The 18,763-nt window shown below is 57.3% G+C and carries 13 protein-coding genes; 6 read left to right on the forward strand and 7 right to left on the reverse strand.

Translation table 11 applies throughout. The annotated features are described in order from the left end of the window. The first annotated feature begins 181 nt into the window (after nt 1-181). Complete coding sequence (locus C1N56_RS21960) at nt 182-2,113, forward strand: aliphatic sulfonate ABC transporter substrate-binding protein (protein WP_394517563.1); 1,932 nt, start codon at nt 182-184, stop codon at nt 2,111-2,113. Between the two features lie 507 nt (nt 2,114-2,620). Here C1N56_RS21960 and C1N56_RS21965 read toward each other — a convergent pair. The 3 genes from C1N56_RS21965 to C1N56_RS21975 all read right to left on the reverse strand — a co-directional run bounded on the left by C1N56_RS21965 (nt 2,621) and on the right by C1N56_RS21975 (nt 7,483). Beyond that, nucleotides 2,621-3,592: a ParB family protein gene (locus C1N56_RS21965; RefSeq protein WP_058780984.1), complete on the reverse strand. Its 972-nt coding sequence runs from the start codon at nt 3,590-3,592 to the stop codon at nt 2,621-2,623. Between the two features lie 7 nt (nt 3,593-3,599). Next, complete coding sequence (locus C1N56_RS21970; RefSeq protein WP_058770419.1) at nt 3,600-4,799, reverse strand: AAA family ATPase; 1,200 nt, start codon at nt 4,797-4,799, stop codon at nt 3,600-3,602. A gap of 1,754 nt (nt 4,800-6,553) precedes the next feature. Beyond that, the gene (locus tag C1N56_RS21975; RefSeq protein WP_021508802.1) at nt 6,554-7,483 is read right to left on the reverse strand and encodes a RepB family plasmid replication initiator protein; all 930 of its coding nucleotides are present in this window, start codon (nt 7,481-7,483) and stop codon (nt 6,554-6,556) included. A 480-nt stretch (nt 7,484-7,963) separates the two neighbouring features. Here C1N56_RS21975 and C1N56_RS21980 point away from each other — a divergent pair, with 480 nt between their 5' ends. Both C1N56_RS21980 and C1N56_RS21985 read left to right on the forward strand, forming a co-directional pair. After that, nucleotides 7,964-9,340, forward strand: coding sequence for an aldehyde dehydrogenase family protein (locus C1N56_RS21980; protein ID WP_394517564.1), 1,377 nt, complete (start codon nt 7,964-7,966; stop codon nt 9,338-9,340). Nucleotides 9,341-9,392: 52 nt separating this feature from the next. Further along, nucleotides 9,393-9,977, forward strand: a complete 585-nt coding sequence (locus C1N56_RS21985) for a nucleotidyltransferase family protein (RefSeq protein WP_394517565.1) — start codon at nt 9,393-9,395, stop codon at nt 9,975-9,977. A gap of 21 nt (nt 9,978-9,998) precedes the next feature. Here C1N56_RS21985 and C1N56_RS21990 read toward each other — a convergent pair whose 3' ends face one another. The 4 genes from C1N56_RS21990 to C1N56_RS22005 all read right to left on the reverse strand — a co-directional run bounded on the left by C1N56_RS21990 (nt 9,999) and on the right by C1N56_RS22005 (nt 15,725). After that, nucleotides 9,999-13,568, reverse strand: a complete 3,570-nt coding sequence (locus C1N56_RS21990; protein WP_394517716.1) for a molybdopterin cofactor-binding domain-containing protein — start codon at nt 13,566-13,568, stop codon at nt 9,999-10,001. Further along, nucleotides 13,562-14,089 (reverse strand): (2Fe-2S)-binding protein, encoded by a 528-nt coding sequence (locus C1N56_RS21995; protein WP_370445697.1) that lies wholly within the window; start codon nt 14,087-14,089, stop codon nt 13,562-13,564. The genes C1N56_RS21990 and C1N56_RS21995 overlap by 7 nt, the downstream gene beginning before the upstream one ends. 43 nt (nt 14,090-14,132) lie before the next feature. After that, on the reverse strand, nt 14,133-14,594 hold the full coding sequence (locus C1N56_RS22000) for a MarR family winged helix-turn-helix transcriptional regulator (RefSeq protein WP_021508807.1): 462 nt from the start codon (nt 14,592-14,594) through the stop codon (nt 14,133-14,135). A 78-nt stretch (nt 14,595-14,672) separates the two neighbouring features. Then, nucleotides 14,673-15,725, reverse strand: a complete 1,053-nt coding sequence (locus C1N56_RS22005) for a 2,5-dihydroxypyridine 5,6-dioxygenase (protein ID WP_021508808.1) — start codon at nt 15,723-15,725, stop codon at nt 14,673-14,675. A 322-nt stretch (nt 15,726-16,047) separates the two neighbouring features. Here C1N56_RS22005 and C1N56_RS22010 point away from each other — a divergent pair, with 322 nt between their 5' ends. From C1N56_RS22010 to C1N56_RS22020, 3 genes are read left to right on the forward strand one after another with little or no spacing between them, the layout of a single operon-like run. Beyond that, nucleotides 16,048-17,196, forward strand: a complete 1,149-nt coding sequence (locus C1N56_RS22010) for an FAD-dependent monooxygenase (RefSeq protein ID WP_394517566.1) — start codon at nt 16,048-16,050, stop codon at nt 17,194-17,196. Then, nucleotides 17,193-18,014: an alpha/beta fold hydrolase gene (locus C1N56_RS22015; RefSeq protein WP_021508810.1), complete on the forward strand. Its 822-nt coding sequence runs from the start codon at nt 17,193-17,195 to the stop codon at nt 18,012-18,014. Before C1N56_RS22010 ends, C1N56_RS22015 begins: the two co-directional genes overlap by 4 nt. Then, complete coding sequence (locus tag C1N56_RS22020) at nt 18,011-18,763, forward strand: maleate cis-trans isomerase family protein (protein WP_394517567.1); 753 nt, start codon at nt 18,011-18,013, stop codon at nt 18,761-18,763. The genes C1N56_RS22015 and C1N56_RS22020 overlap by 4 nt, the downstream gene beginning before the upstream one ends.

Here is an 18,763-nt window from a genome sequence, read left to right on the forward strand (position 1 = left end):
TAACGAAACAGAGATTATGCATTTTCAGTCAGTTAGGTCATCAGAGCGCGTAATGTCTGTTGCAATTGCAACGCAACGCCAACAGCATTTGCTGCATATGCAACTGCTTATGCTTTTTTCCTGCTGTTCATTGCCACTTGCCGGGTTTAGCGTGATGGCAGACCTTTACAGGAGCCATCTCATGCTGACACCTTACAATCAACCGGATTCACCTCGCCTGGTCGACCCGGCATCGCTGGCTTTCCAGTCGCTGCTGGATAAATTCGCACCCACCGACGCCACGGTACTGATTGTGGGCGAAACCGGCACCGGCAAAGAAGTGGTTGCCCGTTATCTGCATCACCACAGTCCACGCCGGCATGCCCCGTTTCTCGCCGTCAACTGCGGCGCCCTGACGGAAAGCCTGGCAGAAGCTGAATTGTTTGGACATGAGAAAGGCGCCTTTACCGGCGCGACTCAGGCGCACCCTGGCTGGTTTGAAGCGGCGCAGGGCGGCACGCTGCTGCTGGATGAGATAGGTGAACTGAGCCTGCCGCTGCAGGTTAAACTGCTGCGCGTCCTTCAGGAGCGTGAGATCACACGCGTCGGTTCACGCAAGGCCATTAAAATCGACGTGCGCGTTATCGCCGCAACCCATGTCGATCTGGCCCAGGCAATTCGCGAACGGCGTTTTCGTGAAGATCTGTTTTATCGCCTGAATATCGCCGTTGTTCCCCTGCCACCGCTGCGCCAGCGTCGCGAGGACATCCCGCTGCTGGCACAGCATTTCCTCTCCCTGTACGCACGCCGCCTTGGCCGTCCGGCGCGTCGCCTGTCGCCTGACGCGCTGGAAGCGCTGCGCGACTACAGCTGGCCCGGCAATATTCGTGAGCTGGAGAATACGCTGCACAATGCGGTGCTGCTCAGTCGCGATGAGACATTAACGCCGACGCAGCTGCGGCTGGCAGGTTACAGTGAACGCGGATACAGCGAAGCGGACGATTCGACGCTGGATAGTTTCCTGCGCCAGCAGATTACGCGCGAACCGCAACAGCTGTTTGATCGGGTGATTCAGAGTCTGATCAGTAACGCACTGGAAATAGCGGACAACAATCAGACGCAGGCAGCCACGCTGCTGGGCATTAGCCGGCACACGCTGCGCACGCATCTGGCACAGATGGGCGTTATTAAAGGGCGGCGCAAGTCCGCCGTCATGGCCTTCCCACACGTCAGCGGGGTCGCGCGCCCTGAACGCGAGTTGCGTATCGGCTTTCAGAAATTTGGCAATCTCGGCGTATTGAAAGCGCGTCAGACGCTGGAACAGTGCTTTAACCAGCAGGGTATCAGCGTGGTGTGGAGTGAGTTTCCTGCCGGTCCGCAACTATTGTATGCGCTGCAAAATAATGAGATTGATTTTGGCACCACCGGTGAGGTGCCGCCCATCTTCGCGCAGGCCAGCGGTAACGCCGTGACTTATATCGCCTGGGAGCCACCGGCACCGGGCAGCGTCGGGATTGTGGTGCCACGCGACAGTACTATCCACAACCTGGCAGATTTGCGGGGTAAGCGTATCTCGGTCAATAAAGGATCGAATGTTCACTGGCTGCTGTTGCAGCTGCTGGAGGAAGCCGGCATCGGTCTGGATGAAATTAAAGTGGTGTACACGCCGCCGAAATATCCGCTCACAGCCAGCGATTATCTGGCCGTCGATGCCTGGATGATGTGGGATCCGCTGCTGAGTGCCGCAGAAAGCAACGCCGATTTGCGCGTGCTGGAGAAGGGCGAAGGCCGGGTGCGCAACCACCAGTTTTATCTGGCGCGCCATGATTATGTGCAGCAGCATGACGATATCGTGCAGCAGCTGGTAACGAGCCTGCAGCAAACCGGGACCTTTATCGATAATCATCGCCATGAAGCCGCCATTATGCTGGCGCAGGAACTGGGGCTGGAGTTCGCAGCCGTGGAACGTGCCTTATCCCGTCGCAGCCACCAGACCCGGGCCATGGTTTTCCACGTCATCAAAGAACAGCAAACTATCGCTGACCGCTTTTATGCGCTCGGTTTGATTCATAAACCGGTGCGCGTGCGCGATGCAGTGTGGCAGTCGCCCAGCCAGACGGCGCTTATGGCGTAGCGGCTACAGTAAAAGTTATCCACGTTTTCTGTGGATAACACATTGAATATCGTCTGGCTAAATCCCCGTTTTTCTCACGGCAGAATGAGGATTTACTGTGAAATTCGGGCGATTTCAGCCTGAAATCCTGAAAATAAAAACCCTATTTTCAAACGGTTAGGGGTGAAATCGCCATGGCGAATGTCACCTGATTCCTGCAGATTTGGTTAAAGATTCTCCCTGCTGCTTTCACTGTTGCTTTCGCATCCAGCAAAGCTGGCTATTTTCAAAGTCTAAGACGGCAATGGGGCGAGTTCATCGTATTGCATTGCTGAGCTGGCGATTTCAGCCTGAAATTCCGGCTAAGGTTGATTTGATTTCATGCACTTAGCCCTGAAATCACGCTGGCGAAGGATGAAATTACGGGAGGAGATATCAGGTGGGTGAGGTAACAATCTGTAGCGGCACGGTTCAGGTTGTACGGGATTGTGCTGCTACAGATTGCTGGTCATCGGAGGTAAAGCGCTACTACTGATTGAGATACTTATTCAGCGTCTCGGTGATAACGCGATCCAGCTCTTCCTGTAACTCTCTGGACTGACGGTTAAACTCGTAGCTAAACATGCGTCCGCGCGTTTTCTTGCGGGCGTAACGGTCTTTATCCGCGAAGGTCCACAGCGGTGTCGCCACCACTTTATCTTTTGCCGGCGCCTGCACCAGCGTCTGGCTGCCGTTACGGACCAGCCGCAGGATGCCATTCTTGACTTCATCTTCCGCCAGGCCTTCACGCGCACAGACGCTGTCCACATCCATACCGATGGTTTCAATCAGAGCGTCTACCGTCTGACCGGTTTCCTGCAGTTTTTCGTAGGCCTGCAACAGCGTTTTGTAGTCAGGATAGGTCAACTCTGAATGGTTCGGGAACAGGGTGACCAGCTCCAGCGGCACACTGGCAGCCTGCAGCGCGCGGGTCACTTTTGCCTGTGACAGCCCTTCACTCTGCGCAATCTCTTTTTGCGACAGGCCGCTGTCTTTCAGTGACAGCAAACGCATGCCGACTTCACGCAGATTATGCTCACGCGCGGTCTGGATATCCTGCGCCAGACGACGGGCTTCTTCGGCAGAGATGGCAACGTCGGTAACCAGCACATCCAGCCCGGTTTTACAGTGCAGCGCGGCCGCCCGACGACGCGAACCATCGAGGATTTCAATCCGATCGCCACGCTTCACGCCGATGGCCGGGAAGAACTGCTGCAGTTTAATGGTACGGATGATATCGCGCAGTGACTCTGGCGTGAGACCGGACTGGTCACGGCCGTTGGTTTCCATCACCACGTACGTACGTTCTTCTATCTCTTTAGCCGTGATGTGTTCCAGCGTGAACAGGGCGCGTTTACCGGTGGAAAGGATAAACGTCTGGGAGTGACCATCCTCGCTGGGTTCATTTTGTAACGGGCTCTGGCTGAAGGTGCGGCCAATAGTGATTCTTTTTGCGCTCATAATAACCTCAGTTCAGGCGGATAAATTCAATACGATCAAAGACGGCTTTGGCAAAGTCTTCTGCCGCCGAACGCGCGTTTTTCAGGGCTTCGCTGCTGCCAACATAGGTAGATGGGTTAGCGGAGATAACCGTATCGAACGATTCACCGCAGCGTTCAAAGCCATCCAGCCGAGGCAGCGCCGCATCCAGCATATCGCCGCCAAATATCTCTTTCGCCAGGCTGTGACACATCTTGTGGTCCGCTTTATTCGACAGCTTGGACATAAAGCCAATGTTGCCCTGCAACCTGCAGGTGGCTCCCGACTCTTCGATGATGTCGATAAGCTCGGGCAGGCGCGTCAGATACTTCAGCGTGGAGTGGAAATCAACCTGTGCCGGCGGCACCGGCGTCATCAGCAAATCGGAAGCGGCAATGGCGTTTTTCAGGAAGGCATCCAGATGTGGGCCGCTGTCAATAAAGATAAAGTCGTAGTCTTTTTTCAGCTTAGCCACCACGTTTTCATACAGCACCGCATGCACGTTTTGCTGCGGCAGATGCTCCGCACACAGCTCTTCCCAGCGTGAAGCAATGAAAGCGTCATCGATTGAGGCGGGCAGTACGTCAACGCCAGGAATAATCGACGGCACAATAAATTCGCTTTTCAGCTCGTCGCGGCTGACGTTTTGCAGCATCGCCTGAGCCGCGGTGGCTTCAACCAAACCGACCGAACGTTCATGATTCAGGAACATGGTGGCCGAAGACTGCGGATCGAGATCGATAACCAGGATACGTAAATCTTCAAACAGCAGGTGCGGATGCGCGCGCAGCGCGTGCGCCAGCGATACCGTTGAAACGGTTTTAGACACGCCGCCTTTCAGGTTACCGACAAACAGCGTAAACGCTTCAGGATGGCGATCGCGGTATTTCGGGACGCCGCGATGATGGTAGATGTCGATAATATTTTGGATCGACATCGCGTACTTGGTGGAACTGCCGGCCGCACGCTTATCAAACGGATAGCCGTTTTCTTCCATCTCGTTAACCGCGTAATCGACACTGGCGCGCGTCAGCTTGGGCAACTTGGCTAACGCCGCTTTGGCATAGACCTGGTAAAAAGTATTCTCGTGTAACTCTTCTTTTTGCGCCTGAATCTGCTCCGTCAGGCTCATCAGCATTCTTTCTGAGCGTTGAGCGACTTTCAGAACCTGCTTCTCATCGTTAGCCATACTTGCTCCACACATGTAGGATTTATGACTTTATACCGAAATCCTGCACATGAGGCAAATCTATCTCATCTGTTCATCATCAGCTCGCGTTACAAAAAGGCCTTTTGCGTGAGGGGCTTAATGCAGAGATTCACTGCATTCAGTCAGTCGCATTGTCTGATTGATAATCAACTGGTGAAAATGTGATCGGCGTTACGTCTGCGAAAGCGCGACATTCACTGTAATCAGTGGTCGTGTCCTGCAGGTAAATGGAAAGGTTGCGCTCACAGTTTGCGCATAGTAATCCTCAGGTCGCGCTGCTGGTGTTCACTGTAATCAGCAATTCGACGTTGTTAATGATCACTGTTCACTGTATTCAGCGTAACATTCACTGTAATCAGCAGCGTTGAACAAGGATTCACTGTAATCAGTAAACCTATGGGTCAGCCAGACAACGCGTCAGAGCAGGGCAGGGAAGGGAAGGAGCGGTTGAAAGATTCACTGTAGTCAGTAAACGCATGAGTTTTGCAGCGCAACACGACTAACGTTCACTGTAGTCAGTAGTCGTTCTCCTGGTTAACGTTGCGTAGCTTAACGTCGCCGTGGCGGATTAGGGCTTTGCAGCCATCCGTTCTGTCGGACAAACCGTTAGCGCAGAGCATTGCTATAGTTTGCGGTATGGCACTACAAAGCAATGCGTATAGCAGCAGTGGTATCAGTGGTCATGAGTGGCCGCAACGCGGTAAACGCCTGCCAGCCAACGGTCAGCAGCCCGCATAAGATTCACTGTAATCAGTAAGCCTGCACCTCGTCACACCTGCCATTCACTGTAGTCAGTAAACCACGTCCCCCTTTTCGTCAATGTTTACTGTAATCAGTAATGTGATCGCTGTCAGGTAATGGTAATAACAACATCCGGCTGTTCACTGAGCAACATTCACTGTAATCAGTACTAAAAACGACCTGGTTGCACAGTGATTGAGCTGCCCGGCAAAGCATTCACTGCAATCAGTAACCGATACCGCTCTATACCATCTGGTAAAGCCGGATCATCACAGGCTCGTTCACTGTAATCAGCACCCACCGGCTGCGCTTTATGACCTATGGTGTTCACTGTAGTCAGCATTCGTCATCCAAAGATCACTCCGTCATCCTTTGCACTGCAGGCGGAGAAGCACTCTTGATGTTCACTGTAATCAGCAGTTGCATTGGTGTAAGCGCAGCCAAAGAACAGGGCCGCCGGCGTTCACTACAATCAGTAAATCATGGCCGGCATTCACTGTAATCAGTGGGCGTGACCAACCCTGTCACTTTTACTGGTTGTTTTCACAGCATAATTACTGATTACAGTGGGCACTTACCCGTTTAACTATTATTAATATTATTAATCATGAACTTAGGTAACAACGTTCACTATAATCAGCTCTGTTAGGCCATCTGATATTCACTATAGTCAGCAAGACCACCTGGCAGACAGAACATTCACTGTAAACAGCCAGCCGCGGCTCTGGCGGGGATTTAAAGACGATTTATACCCACCTGGTAAGTACCCACTATCGTTACAGGCGGCATATACTGCGAAAACGGGTAGCGTAGCGATACAGGGCGCAAAGCGAGAGCGTCAGCCTTTACTGATTGCAGTGAACGTTACCGATTACAGTGAACAACAGCGGCTGTGCTGATTACAGTGAACGGGGGAGAATGCTGCCGTGTCACTTTTGCAGCTCAGTGACACGGCGGGCGGAGGGCTTACTGATTACAGTGAATGGGGGAAATCAGTCTTCAAAATCGAGGTCTTCCAGCGAATCGATACTTTCGAGATTGCTGATTCCATCGAGTTTCGGCGTGCGACTGTGGATGATGAAAAACACCGAACGGCCGCGTTTCACTTCGGAATAGTCGAGGTAGCCGATCTCTTTCAGTTGCTCCATGGCGCGTCGCACCACATGGTTTTGCGTGGTGGTTTTTGAACCGAGATTGAGGCGCATCCGCAAGCGCGCCAGTGAAATCGGCGCCGGGTTAGTCGGCAGACTTTCCAGATACGTATACAGCGCCTGCGCCGACTCCTTACGCTTGAGGCGCGAAATAGCCCGCAGTTGCAACAGCACCTTGTGGTCGAAGTTATACAGCTCAAACAGCTTAGGATCGGCCTGAATGCGCACCAGATCTTTCTCACGATCGTAGTAAGCCGACTGCACCAGATGCGTGTGGTAGGCTTTACCATTCCCTTCAAACGACAGGGTATTGGTCGCGATGCGTCGCAGCGAGGCGTCAAGACGCTTACGCAGTGCTGCGGACGAGTTGGCTGAAGGAATACCGCACATCTTAACGAAGTCGATAAACGGCAGCGTGACGGTGTCGCCCTTCGATGGATAACGCGAGAAAGACTGAATGATGCCGGCCCAGGTTTTGAAATCATTATCCATATCCAGCCGTGCGCCGGTGATGGTAATCTTTTCATAGCCTTCCGCTTTCACCAGCGACAGGTTCTTGAGTTCTTTGGTGGCATCAGTTGAAGCCATGGCGCCGGATTTGCCGCGAGCAGTCGACTTCAGGGTAGGAACAAACAGACCCAGGCGCATCAACGCGACCGGTTGTACGGTGTTATTTTTATTGGGATGAAGCTGAATAACTTCACCGCTGTTTTTTGTCACCGACAGAAAAGGTTCAAGTAACGCCTTGTTTTCACTCTCTTTATCTGCCATAGCCTGAGATCTTCATTCTGTGGATGAAAAGGATCGGTATCTGATTACAGTGAACATTAACACTGTTTATAGTGAACATTCTACTGTCTATAGTGAATAAAGTACTGACTATAGTGGACACTTTACTGATTATAGTGAACACGATCACCTTCTCAGCCCTTGTCTGGTGCGGCCTGCCGCGATCGGGGATCTCTTAGGATCTCTTTTAGATCTCTTTATGATCTTTCTTTAAGATCTAATCACTGTATAAGTGAATAACCCGTTGAGACGACTCACGCTGATAAGCGTAACCTGCAGAAAATTCGCTTACGTCGACGAATCCTCATGTGACGCTAGAAACTGAAAATCTTCAGGCCAGTTCACTCCCTCAATTCATTCCAGGTGAACAACTTGCTCTCATCTATTCATTTTTCATCACCTGATAGCTGGCGTAAGGTAGATCCCAATCTGATCAACCCGATTATCTGACGAAGGCATCTTATGACTGAGCACGTTATTTCACGTAATCCCACCAGCGGCGAAATCATTGGTACGTATCCACTGCAAAATGCCGCTGAACTGGAAACAGCTTTACAGCAGAGCGCCAGCGCCTTTGCGCAGTGGCGTAACACAGAGATGGCACAGCGCGTAAAGGTGCTGCGTCAGCTGGGTGAACAGCTGCGCCAGCGTCAGGATCAACTGGCCACGCTCGCTACGCTGGAAATGGGTAAGCCGATTGCCCAGGCGCGCGCCGAAGTCCTGAAATGCGCCAGCCTGTGTGACTGGTACGCTGAACACGGACCGGCGATGCTGGCGGATCAGCCCACGCTGGTGGAAAACCAGCAGGCATGGCAATCCTTCCGTCCACTCGGTGTGATCCTGGCGGTGATGCCATGGAATTTTCCTTACTGGCAGGTGCTGCGCGGCGCGGTCAGCATGCTGCTGGCTGGCAACACCTACCTGCTGAAGCACGCTCCGAGCGTCATGGGCTGCGCTTACCTGATGGAAGAGCTATTTGCCGCAACCGATCTGCCGCGCCGCGCATTTAACGTGATCAACGTGGATAACGACGGTGTTTCTGCCGCTATCAACGATCCACGCGTTGCGACCATCGCGGTTACCGGCAGCGTGCGCGCAGGTGGCGCAATCGCGGCACAGGCCGGTGCGGTATTGAAAAAAACCGTGCTGGAACTGGGCGGCGCCGATCCTTTTATCGTGCTGGCCGATGCCGATCTGGATGCAGCTGTGGCCTCAGCGGTCGCAGGACGCTACCAGAACAGCGGACAGGTGTGTATGGCGGCCAAGCGCTTCATCATTGAAGAAAGCATCGCAGACGCGTTTGAGGCGCGTTTCAGCGCAGCCGTGCAGGCGCTGAAAGTCGGCGATCCATTGCTGGAAGAGACCTATATCGGTCCAATGGCACGCTACGACCTGCGCGATGAACTGGATCATCAGGTGCAGGAAACACTGCAGCAGGGTGCTCGTCTGGTACTGGGCGGCTACAAGATCGACGGAGTTGGCAACTATTATGCGCCGACCATCCTCGCGGACATCACGCCGGCGATGACGGCCTTTCGCCAGGAGATCTTTGGACCGGTTGCGGCGATCAGCGTGGCTCGCGATGCGCAACATGCGCTGCAGCTGGCAAATGACAGCGAGTTTGGCTTGAGCGCCACCGTGTGGAGCGGTAATGAAGCGCTGGCCCAGCAACTGGCGGAGCAACTGGAAACCGGCGCGGTGTTTATCAACGGCAACGGTGCCTCGGATCCGCGCGTCGCTATCGGTGGCGTGAAGAAAAGCGGCTATGGCCGCGAACTCTCCAGCTTCGGTGTTCACGAGTTCTGTAACATCCAGACGGTGTGGAAAAACCGTCGCTAACCACACCGGGGCGCGCGATACTGTGCGGCCCGATTTCCGGAAGCCATCTTTTATGCAGACGCCAGGCATTCTCATCCTTGCTGCCGGTCTTGGCAGCCGTTTTCGTCAGGCCGGCGGTACCGGGCACAAACTGCTGGCACCGTATCCTGATGATAATGGCGTGCCTCAGCCGCTGCTGAAGCTGACGCTGCAGCAGGCGCAGCGCAGCGGTTTGCCGCTTCTGCTTGTGCACCGACCGGACGATCATCCCCTTCAACAGCTGGCACAGCAGTGCGGCGTCGCGACCTGCACTATTGCCAGCGCCGGCAGCGGTGAAAGCATTGCCGCTGGCGTGCGGGCCACCGCCCACTGGCATGGCTGGCTGATCGTACCCGGTGATATGGCGTGGGTGAGGGCGGAGGATCATCAATGCGTGGCGCAGGCGCTGCGCAACGGTGCGCCGCAGGTACGGCTCAGCTGGCAAAACCAGCCGGGCCACCCGGTGGGATTTGCCGCGCACTATGGCGCGGCGCTCGCTCAACTGCAGGGCGACAGCGGTGCCCGCGCGCTGCTTGACCCGGCCGTTCTCATCACTCTGCCGGCCCATCAGGGCACGATCCGCGACGCGGATCTGCCGCGATCCGGGGCAAGCCGCTGACATGCAGCGCGCCTGAATGGGTCAGTGGCTGCCGGGATTAGCGCGTACCTGCGCCACTTTTTCGCTCAGATTCTGCCACGCCGGTTGGTCAGGTGCGTAGCGCTGGCGCAGCCAGGCGGCAATATCCGCAACCTGCTTATCCGACAAACTGGCGGCAAAGCCGGGCATATAACCGAGCGCATCGGTTGCCGGTTTGTCGATACCGTGCAATACCACCTGTAACAGATTATCCGGCGTCGCGCTGGTTATGCTGCTGCTGTTGGCCATCGATGGGCTGACGCCAAACAACTGCGGTCCGCCCTCGCTGGCGCTGTGGCAGGCCTGACAGGCGCCTTTAAACAGCCGTTCCCCCGCAGCAGTGTTCCATGCCGGTTTTGCCACTGGCGCAGCGACAGGGCGCGCTGCCTGACCATTGATATCCGCCAGATAGCTGGCCATGGCGCGCACGTCGGCTTCCGGCAGGGTGGCGAGATGGCTTACCACCGGAGCCATCGGTCCGGCGGCAACGCCGTGCTGCGCATCGTAACCACTGCGCAGGTAGTTATACAGCGACTGCGACGTCCACGGCTGCGGGGCTTTATTCAGCTGATTAAGCGCGGGCGCTTCCCAGCCGTCGACCCAGCCACCGGCGAGGAAATTGTCCCCGCGTTTTTCCGCGCCCAGCAGATTACGCGGCGAGTGGCAGGCACCGCAGTGTCCGGCCCCGTTCACCAGATAGGCACCGCGATTCCATTCGGCGCTTTTGCGGGGGTCAGGCTGGTATTCGCCGCGCCCGAGGTAGAGCGCGTTCCAGCCCGCCATCAGGAAGCGCAGGTTATAGGGAAAGCGCATCTGGTTCTCTGGCGGTGCCTGCTGTACCGCCGGCTGCGACATCAGCCAGGCGTACAGCGCCTGCATATCGCCTTCGCTCAGCTGGCGAAAGCTGGTGTAGGGAAATGCCGGATAGAGATGATGGCCGTCGCGGCTGATGCCCTCGCGCATGGCGCGATCGAAGGCGTTAAATGACCAGCTGCCGATGCCGGTCTGTTTATCCGGCGTGATGTTGGTGGTGTACAGCGTGCCAAACGGCGTCTCCATCTTCAGGCCGCCGGCATTGGTCGCGCCCCCTTCCGTGGTATGGCATACCGCGCAGTCACCGGCGGCGGCCACCTGACGACCGCGTTCCAGCATCTCTGCCGACCAGCTTCCGGCGGCCGGGGGTGTCACGGGCGCAATCGGTGCGCGCCACGGCAGCGCGTTAATCGCCACGCCAGCGGCGAGGCCGAGCAATCCTGTTACGCCACCCAGCGCCCATTTTCGGCGGCGGCGGCGGGCGGTTTGGGCCGGTGCCGCCAGCTGTGGCTCCGGCTGCGGATCGGGGCCGTTCAGCGCCTGACGCAGTTTGTCAGCGGTAATGGGCAATTCGCGAAAACGGATACCGGTGGCATCAAACACCGCATTAGCGATGGCCGCGGCGCTGGGCACCGACGCGGATTCCCCCGCACCCAGCGGCGGTTCGTGCGGGCGCGGCACCATCATCACGTCGATATCCGGCACTTCCGGAAACGTCAGGATCGGGTAGCTGCCCCACTCCTGGCTGGCGATCAGGTTGCTTTCAATCGTCACCTGTTCTTTGAGCACCCGGCTGGTGGACTGAATGACATTGCCGTGAATCTGATGTTTTACCCCTTCCGGGTTGATCATCATGCCAGCATCATGGCCTACGGTGATGCGCGTAACGGCGATCTCGCCGCTTTGCTTATCAATCGCGACATCCGCGACCCAGGCAGCCCAGGCGGCACCGAAGCCGGGAAATTTGCTGTGAATGTAGCGTGCGTAGGCAAAACCGCGTCCGCGCAAAATGCCGGGTTCGCTGGCGGTCTGCTGAATGGCGGTGCGCGGCGTCCAGTCTGCGCGCGCTGCGGTGGAGCGCATTAGCTCGGCGGCGCGATCGTCCTGAATGTAGCGCAGCCGGTACTCCACCGGATCGACGCCTGCCGCGTGGGCCAGCTCATCCATATAGGATTCATGGGCAAAGGTGTTGGGCAGGGCCGAAACGCCGCGCATCCACGAGGCGCGCACAATCGGCGCCATGTCCTCAATGGTGACGCGCAGATGGGGAAAATCGTAAGGTGGAATGGAGGTGCGATCGCCCATTTCATACGCCAGCGCCACCGGATCGACGCGGCCGGTCAGCAGCAGCGCAAGGGTGGGCGCGCCGTTTGACGGATAAGACGTAGTGAAATCATACACCTGCGGATTACCCTGCGCGTCCAGCCCGCCGTCCACCTCCATCAGCTGCGCAGTGCCTTTCGGCTCCCACACGTGTTCCTGGGCGCGCGTCAGCTGTACCCGCACCGGCTGGCCTACTGCGCGTGACAGCAGCGCCGCATCGGCGGCCACGTCATCGGCGCAGTTGCGACCGTAGCAACCGGCGGCTTCCATGCGGTTCACTTCAATGGTCTCTTCCGGCCTCTCCAGCAGCCATGCCAGATCGGCGCGCAGCAGGTGCGGGTTCTGCGTGCCGCTCCACACCTGCAGCGAATCAGGCTGATAGTCGGCCACCGCGCAGGAAGGGCCAATCGACGCATGCAGCTGATAAGGCCAGACATAGCTGCGGGTAAAACGCTGCGCGACATTCGCCAGCGCGGCATCCACTTCACCGCTGTCATGCACCACGCGCGAGGTGCGGGGATTATCACGAATAGCCTGTTCGATATCGCGCAGGTCCGGCAGGCTGTGTTCCCACGGCTTCCAGCGCACCTGTAATGCGTCCATCGCGGCGATAGCCTGCTCCTCGCGCTCGGCCACCACGCCGACAAAATCCGCGATCTGCACCACTTTCACGATGCCTTCGAGATGCGCGATCGAGCTTTCGTCAATGCTGAGCAATGAGGTGCCGACAAAGCTACCAGTGTCATAGCCCGCATACGGTGGACGGATGACCCGGCCGTGCAGCATACCGGGCACGCGCAGGTCATGCACCCACGTCAGTTCGCCGGTGGCTTTGGCGGGAATATCCACCCGCGCTGAGCTGGTACCAACTAAGCGATATTCACTGGCGGGCTTGAGTGTTACCTGATGATCAATCGGCACGATGCTGCGCTGCTGCTGCACCAGTTCGGCAAATGACAATTGCACCCCGCTGGGGTGCTGCAGGAAACCGCCGTCCAGCGTGATGCTCTCCACCGGCAGCTGCCAGCGCGCGGCGGCCTGCTGTAACAGCCACTGGCGCGCCGTTGCAGCCGCTTTACGCAGTGGTACGGCAGAAATTTGCAATGTGGCGCTGGCGATGGTGGCACCCTGGTTGGGCACGCGTAGCGTATCGCCCAGTACCATTTGCACCTGATCCATGCGCAGATTGAGCTCTTCGGCGACGATTTGCGTCAGCGCGGTTTTCACCCCGGTGCCGAGATCGACATGGCCATTGAAGGCCCAGACGCTGCCGGAACCGTCAATAGCCAGAAACAGTGCCCGCTCTTTGGCTTTCAGCGTCGGCGTCTGGCCTTTGGGTACCAGCCCCGGCGGCGGCTGAATCTCATCGACAATCAACAGGATGTCGCTGGCTGCCAGCAACTGCTGCTGCGTGGGGACGTTAGCCGTACTCATGATGCCGCCTCCGCCTGCTGCAGGCATAAGGTGATGGCACGCTTCACTGCGCACAGGATCTCCTGATGGGTGCCACAGCGGCACAGGTTACCGCTCAGCGCCGCACGTATCTGCCGGTCATCAGGGCAGGGCTGAGCGCGCAGCAGCGCGGCGGTGGTCATGATCATGCCGTTAAGGCAGTAACCGCATTGTGCGGCCTGCGCCTCGATAAACGCCTGCTGCACCGGGTGCAGTGCTTCGCGGTTGCCCAGCCCTTCCAGCGTGGTGATAGCGCGCTGACGCACGCCATACGCCGGGATCACGCAGGCGCGCGCGGCAACGCCATCGATCAGCACGGTGCAGGCGCCGCATTCGCCCAGGCCGCAGCCATATTTGGGTCCGTTAAGCTGGAGTTGATTACGCAGCACCAGCAGCAGCGAGGTATCGCGATAGCTGCTGATGGGGTGAGTCGCACCGTTCACCTCAAGGGCGTAATGGCACGTGGATGCAGGTGAAACCGGTGTGGCAGTCTGATGTGCCAGCATTTTCATTATTAACCGCCTTAGCGAGGCGGCTAAGCGCCCCGGGTTAGGGCTGGCTCGTATCGTCCAGCATTTTTTTCAGCAGATAAATCAGCGCGACCCGTTCGGCCGGATTCAGCTGCCCGTAAGTCATTTCGGTGATGCGCATCGCGTTGTCTGTCGTGCTGTCAATCAGGCGGTGGCCTGCATCGGTCAGCATGACAATCACTTTGCGTTTGTCGGTGGGATCGGGACCCAGACTGACCAGATCGCGCGCCTTAAGACGCTCAACCACACCGCGAATGGTGGCCTGATCGACGGCGGTATAGCGCACTAAATCGTTCTGTGCGCTCGGACCGCGATCGCGCAGCGCACAGAGGGTAATAAATTGCACGGCAGTGATCTGTGAATCACCGACGTGTTGCTGAAAAATCGCCGCATGGCGTTGATACACCTTGCGCAACAGATGGCCAACCTGCTCGGTATAGTCATAGCGCTGGTCTGCGCGCGGATCCTGCTGGTGCGACATGCCTTTATCCTTTTTCCCGGAAACTGTCAGGCAGTGTAATGCATTGTCACTGCGCTGACAGCCGTTCCCTGCGCACGATTAACGCGCGCGTGAGGCCTCCGGTGCCACCACTTCACCTTCCGCCACCACCAGCAAATCGTCCACTTTGATGTCGCAGCGGCGCAGAGCAATGTCCATATGGCACGGCGTTTTGCGCTTACCGCCCACTTCGGTGTTCGGTCCGGTCGAAAACAGGAAGTTGCCGTAAAAGGCGCGCGCGTCCATACACATGCCGTCGTTTTTGTCGTGTAACCCCATCGCCGTCCACTGCGCGCGCGGCTGCAGTCCCCAGCCGATGTGGGAAATACCGTACACTTCCGGATCGTTGAAGTAGCGCATGTAATCGCGCAGATACTCGGCTTCAAAGCCACCGTGAATGCGGGTGACAAAACCTTTCTCGATCTCCAGCGTGATGCGTTCACGCGCGTAAGATTTAAACGGCAGCAGGATGTCGCCGACGTCCAGCACCAGCACGCCTTCAGCCTGATCTTCATTCGGCCAGGTGAACAGGAAGCCACTCGGCCAGTGATCCCAGCGGCCCGGCTCATCCGCGTAGCCATATTCCGTTACCGTGGGGTACTGGCCGAGCGGGGCACGAAAATCACTGCCGGCCGGCGATTTCACCGTCATCATGCGCGCTTTTTCCAGCACCGCCGCCGCAGCCAGCACGCGCGACTTGTCCTCTTCAGTCGGCAACATTCGTGCCAACACTTCTGGCGGCTCGACGGCCAGCAAAATTCGCGTCCCGGTTTTCAGGATTTGTTCCTGCTCCGGCGAATGCAGCAGCATCATGGTATCGACGATCAGGTCCGCCGCTTCCAGCGCGCGCTGCGCGGCAATGTTGCCGGTAAGCGCGGTATCACCACAGTAGGCGGTCATGTCGTTACCCATTGCCGTCGGGTGATTGAAGGCCGGCAGCTCAACGCAGTACACCTTCGCGCCCAATCGTAGTGCAGCATCAGTGGCTGCCTGCACGGTGCGTGCATCGGAATAGTGACTTTTCAGGATGGCGACACTCTGGCTGGCGTCGACTTTCGACAGCCGTAAAACCTGCTCGAACATCTGGCCTAACTGGCTCTGATTTACTGCCATAGCGGTTTCCTCTCAGGGTTAGATGTCAGACAATTTGCTGCGCAAAACTTCAGCTATTTATAGCGAACACGCTTTATATGTTTGTTATAGACGTGTTGCGAAGAACAGTGCAAGCATTTCTTTTTGACATAAGAAAAGCCTATTTAACCTTATCATCAGGCTGTGATTAACATCATGTTATCGAGTTTTCACTGTAAATACGGTTGCTTTTAACAGTGTCATAACCTCAATAATTAAAGTGTGTGCACTATAAATTCAGCGTCGGGTTTGATCGTTTATCCGTGTGCATACCTTCAAATCAGCGTCAGTGTGAGAGGAAAATATGAGCAATATGAAACGCATCGCGGTAATCGGCGCCGGGCTGGGCGGGCTTGCCGCCGGCTCGCTGTTACAGAAAGCGGGATTTCATGTCACGGTCTACGAACAAAGCCCGGCTTTCTCCCGTCTGGGTGCTGGCATCCACATGGGGCCGAACGTGCTCAAGGTGTTTCGCCGCATGGGCATCGAACAGCAGCTGGAGAATCTGGCTTCGCATCCCGATTTCTGGTTCAGCCGCGACGGCGAGACCGGAGAGTATTTGTCACGCATTCCGCTGGGCGCTTATGCGCGCAAAGAGTACGGTGCGGCTTATGTCACGGTGCACCGGGGCGATTTGCAGGCCATGCAGATGACCAGTCTGCAGCCGGGCAGCGTCCAGTTCGGCAAGTGCCTGAGCAGCGTCGAAGACAGCGGCAGCGATGTGGTGTTGCGTTTTCAGGACGGCAGCGAAGCGCGCGCGGATATCGTGATTGGCGCGGATGGCATCAACTCAAAGCTGCGTGAGCATCTGCTGGGGGTGGAAGCGCCCACTTACAGCGGCTGGGTGGCGCACCGTGCGCTAATCCGTGGCGAACAACTGCGCAAATACAACCTCAGCTTTGAAGATTGCGTTAAGTGGTGGTCTGAAGATCGTCATCTGATGGTCTATTACACCACCAAAGCGCGCGACGAATATTATTACGTCTCCGGTGTGCCGCACCCGGCGTGGGATATCAAAGGCAGCTTCGTTGAAAGTAGTCAGCAGGAGATGCTGGAAACGTTTGGTCACTACCATCCGGTGGTACAGGCGCTGATCGAGTGCAGCGAATCGGTCACCAAATGGCCGCTGCTCAACCGCCAGCCGCTGCCGGTATGGAGCGAAGGACGCATTGTGCTGCTGGGTGATGCCTGCCATCCCATGAAACCGCACATGGCGCAGGGCGCTGCGATGGCCATCGAAGATGCCGCCATGCTGTCGCGCTGCCTGACGGAAACCGGTCTTGATGATTATCGCACCGCGTTCCGCCTGTATGAAGCCAACCGCAAAGAACGTGCGTCGCGCGTGCAGGCCGTCTCTAATGCCAATACTTTCCTGCGCACCCAGGAAGATCCGGCCTGGGTGTACGGCTACGACGTGTTTGCCGCGCCGCTGAAAAGCGAGGTGACCTCATGAGCCGTTTTATGCACGGCGGTCAGGTACAGGCCAACGGCATTCGCCAGCACTATCTGCGCTACGGCGGCAGTGGGCCCGCGCTGATCCTTGTACCGGGCATCACCAGCCCGGCGATCACCTGGGGTTTTGTGGCGGAAGTTTTTGCGCAGCATTTTGATACCTGGGTACTGGACGTGCGCGGTCGCGGGCTCTCCAGCAGCGGTGAAGGGCTGGATTACGGCATGGAGAGCTGCGCCGATGACATCAACGCCTTCGCGGATGCGCTGGGGCTGACGCGCTATCACCTGGTTGGCCATTCGATGGGCGCGCGCTTCATCATGCGTGCGGCGGTGAAACAGCCGGCCGGCGTGCTGTCGTTGTCGCTGATCGATCCGCCGGTTTCCGGACCGGGCCGGCGTCTCTATCCGGGTCAGTGGCCGTGGTATGAAGATTCCATTCGCGACGCGCAGCGCGGCATGGATGCTGAAGCCATGAAGCAATACTGCCCGGCCTGGAGCGATGACCAGCGTCAGCTGCGCGCCGAGTGGCTGCATACCTGCTATACGCCGGCCATCCGTCGCGCCTATGACGATTTTCACCAGCTCGATATCCATCAATATTTCCCTCAGCTGCCGGCAAAAACCTTGCTGATGGTGGCAGGCAAGGGCGGCGTCATTCAGGCGGAAGATGAAGCCGAAATCCGCGAGCTGCTGCCGACCATTGAGATCAGCCGGGTAGCCGGCGCCGGTCACATGATCCCGTGGGATGATTTTCACGGCTTCTTCAACGCCTTTGGCACCTTCCTTGGCCCCTCACTGACTCCGGAGACGCAGCCATGACGCGTTCGTATCGTATCGGCCAGATTGTGCCGAGTTCCAACATCACCATGGAAACCGAAATTCCCGCCATGCTGCAGGCGCGCCAGCTGATTCGCCCGGAGCGGTTTACCTTCCACTCCAGCCGTATGCGCATGAAGCATGTCAATAAAGATGAACTGGCGGCGATGGATAAAGAGTCCGACCGCTGTGCGCTGGAGCTGTCCGACGCGCGCGTTGACGTGCTCGGCTATGCCTGTCTGGTGGCGATCATGGCGATGGGCCCGGGCTATCATCGCCAGTCGCAGCAGCGCCTGACGCAGGTCACGCGCGACAACGAGGCGCTGGCACCGGTGATCACCAGTGCCGGCGCGCTGGTCGATGCGCTGCATGTTATGGGCGCGAAGAAGATCGCGCTGGTGGCGCCCTACATGAAGCCGCTGACCGAGCTGGTGGTGGATTACATCCAGCGCGAAGGGATTGAGGTAAAGCAGTGGCGCGCGCTGGAAATTGCCGATAACCTCGCCGTCGCCCGCCACGACCCGGCCAATTTACCCGGCATCGTGGCGGACATGACGCTGACGGATATTGATGTGGTGGTGCTATCGGCCTGCGTGCAGATGCCATCGCTACCGGCGGTGGCAAAAGTGGAGGCGCAGACCGGCAAGCCGGTAATTACGGCCGCTATTGCCACCACGTACGCTCTGCTGAAGGCGCTGGAGCTGGAGCCGGTGGTGCCGGGTGCGGGCGCACTGCTGTCCGGTGCGTGGTAA

It is taken from the genome of Pantoea sp. SGAir0175 (assembly GCF_043547855.1).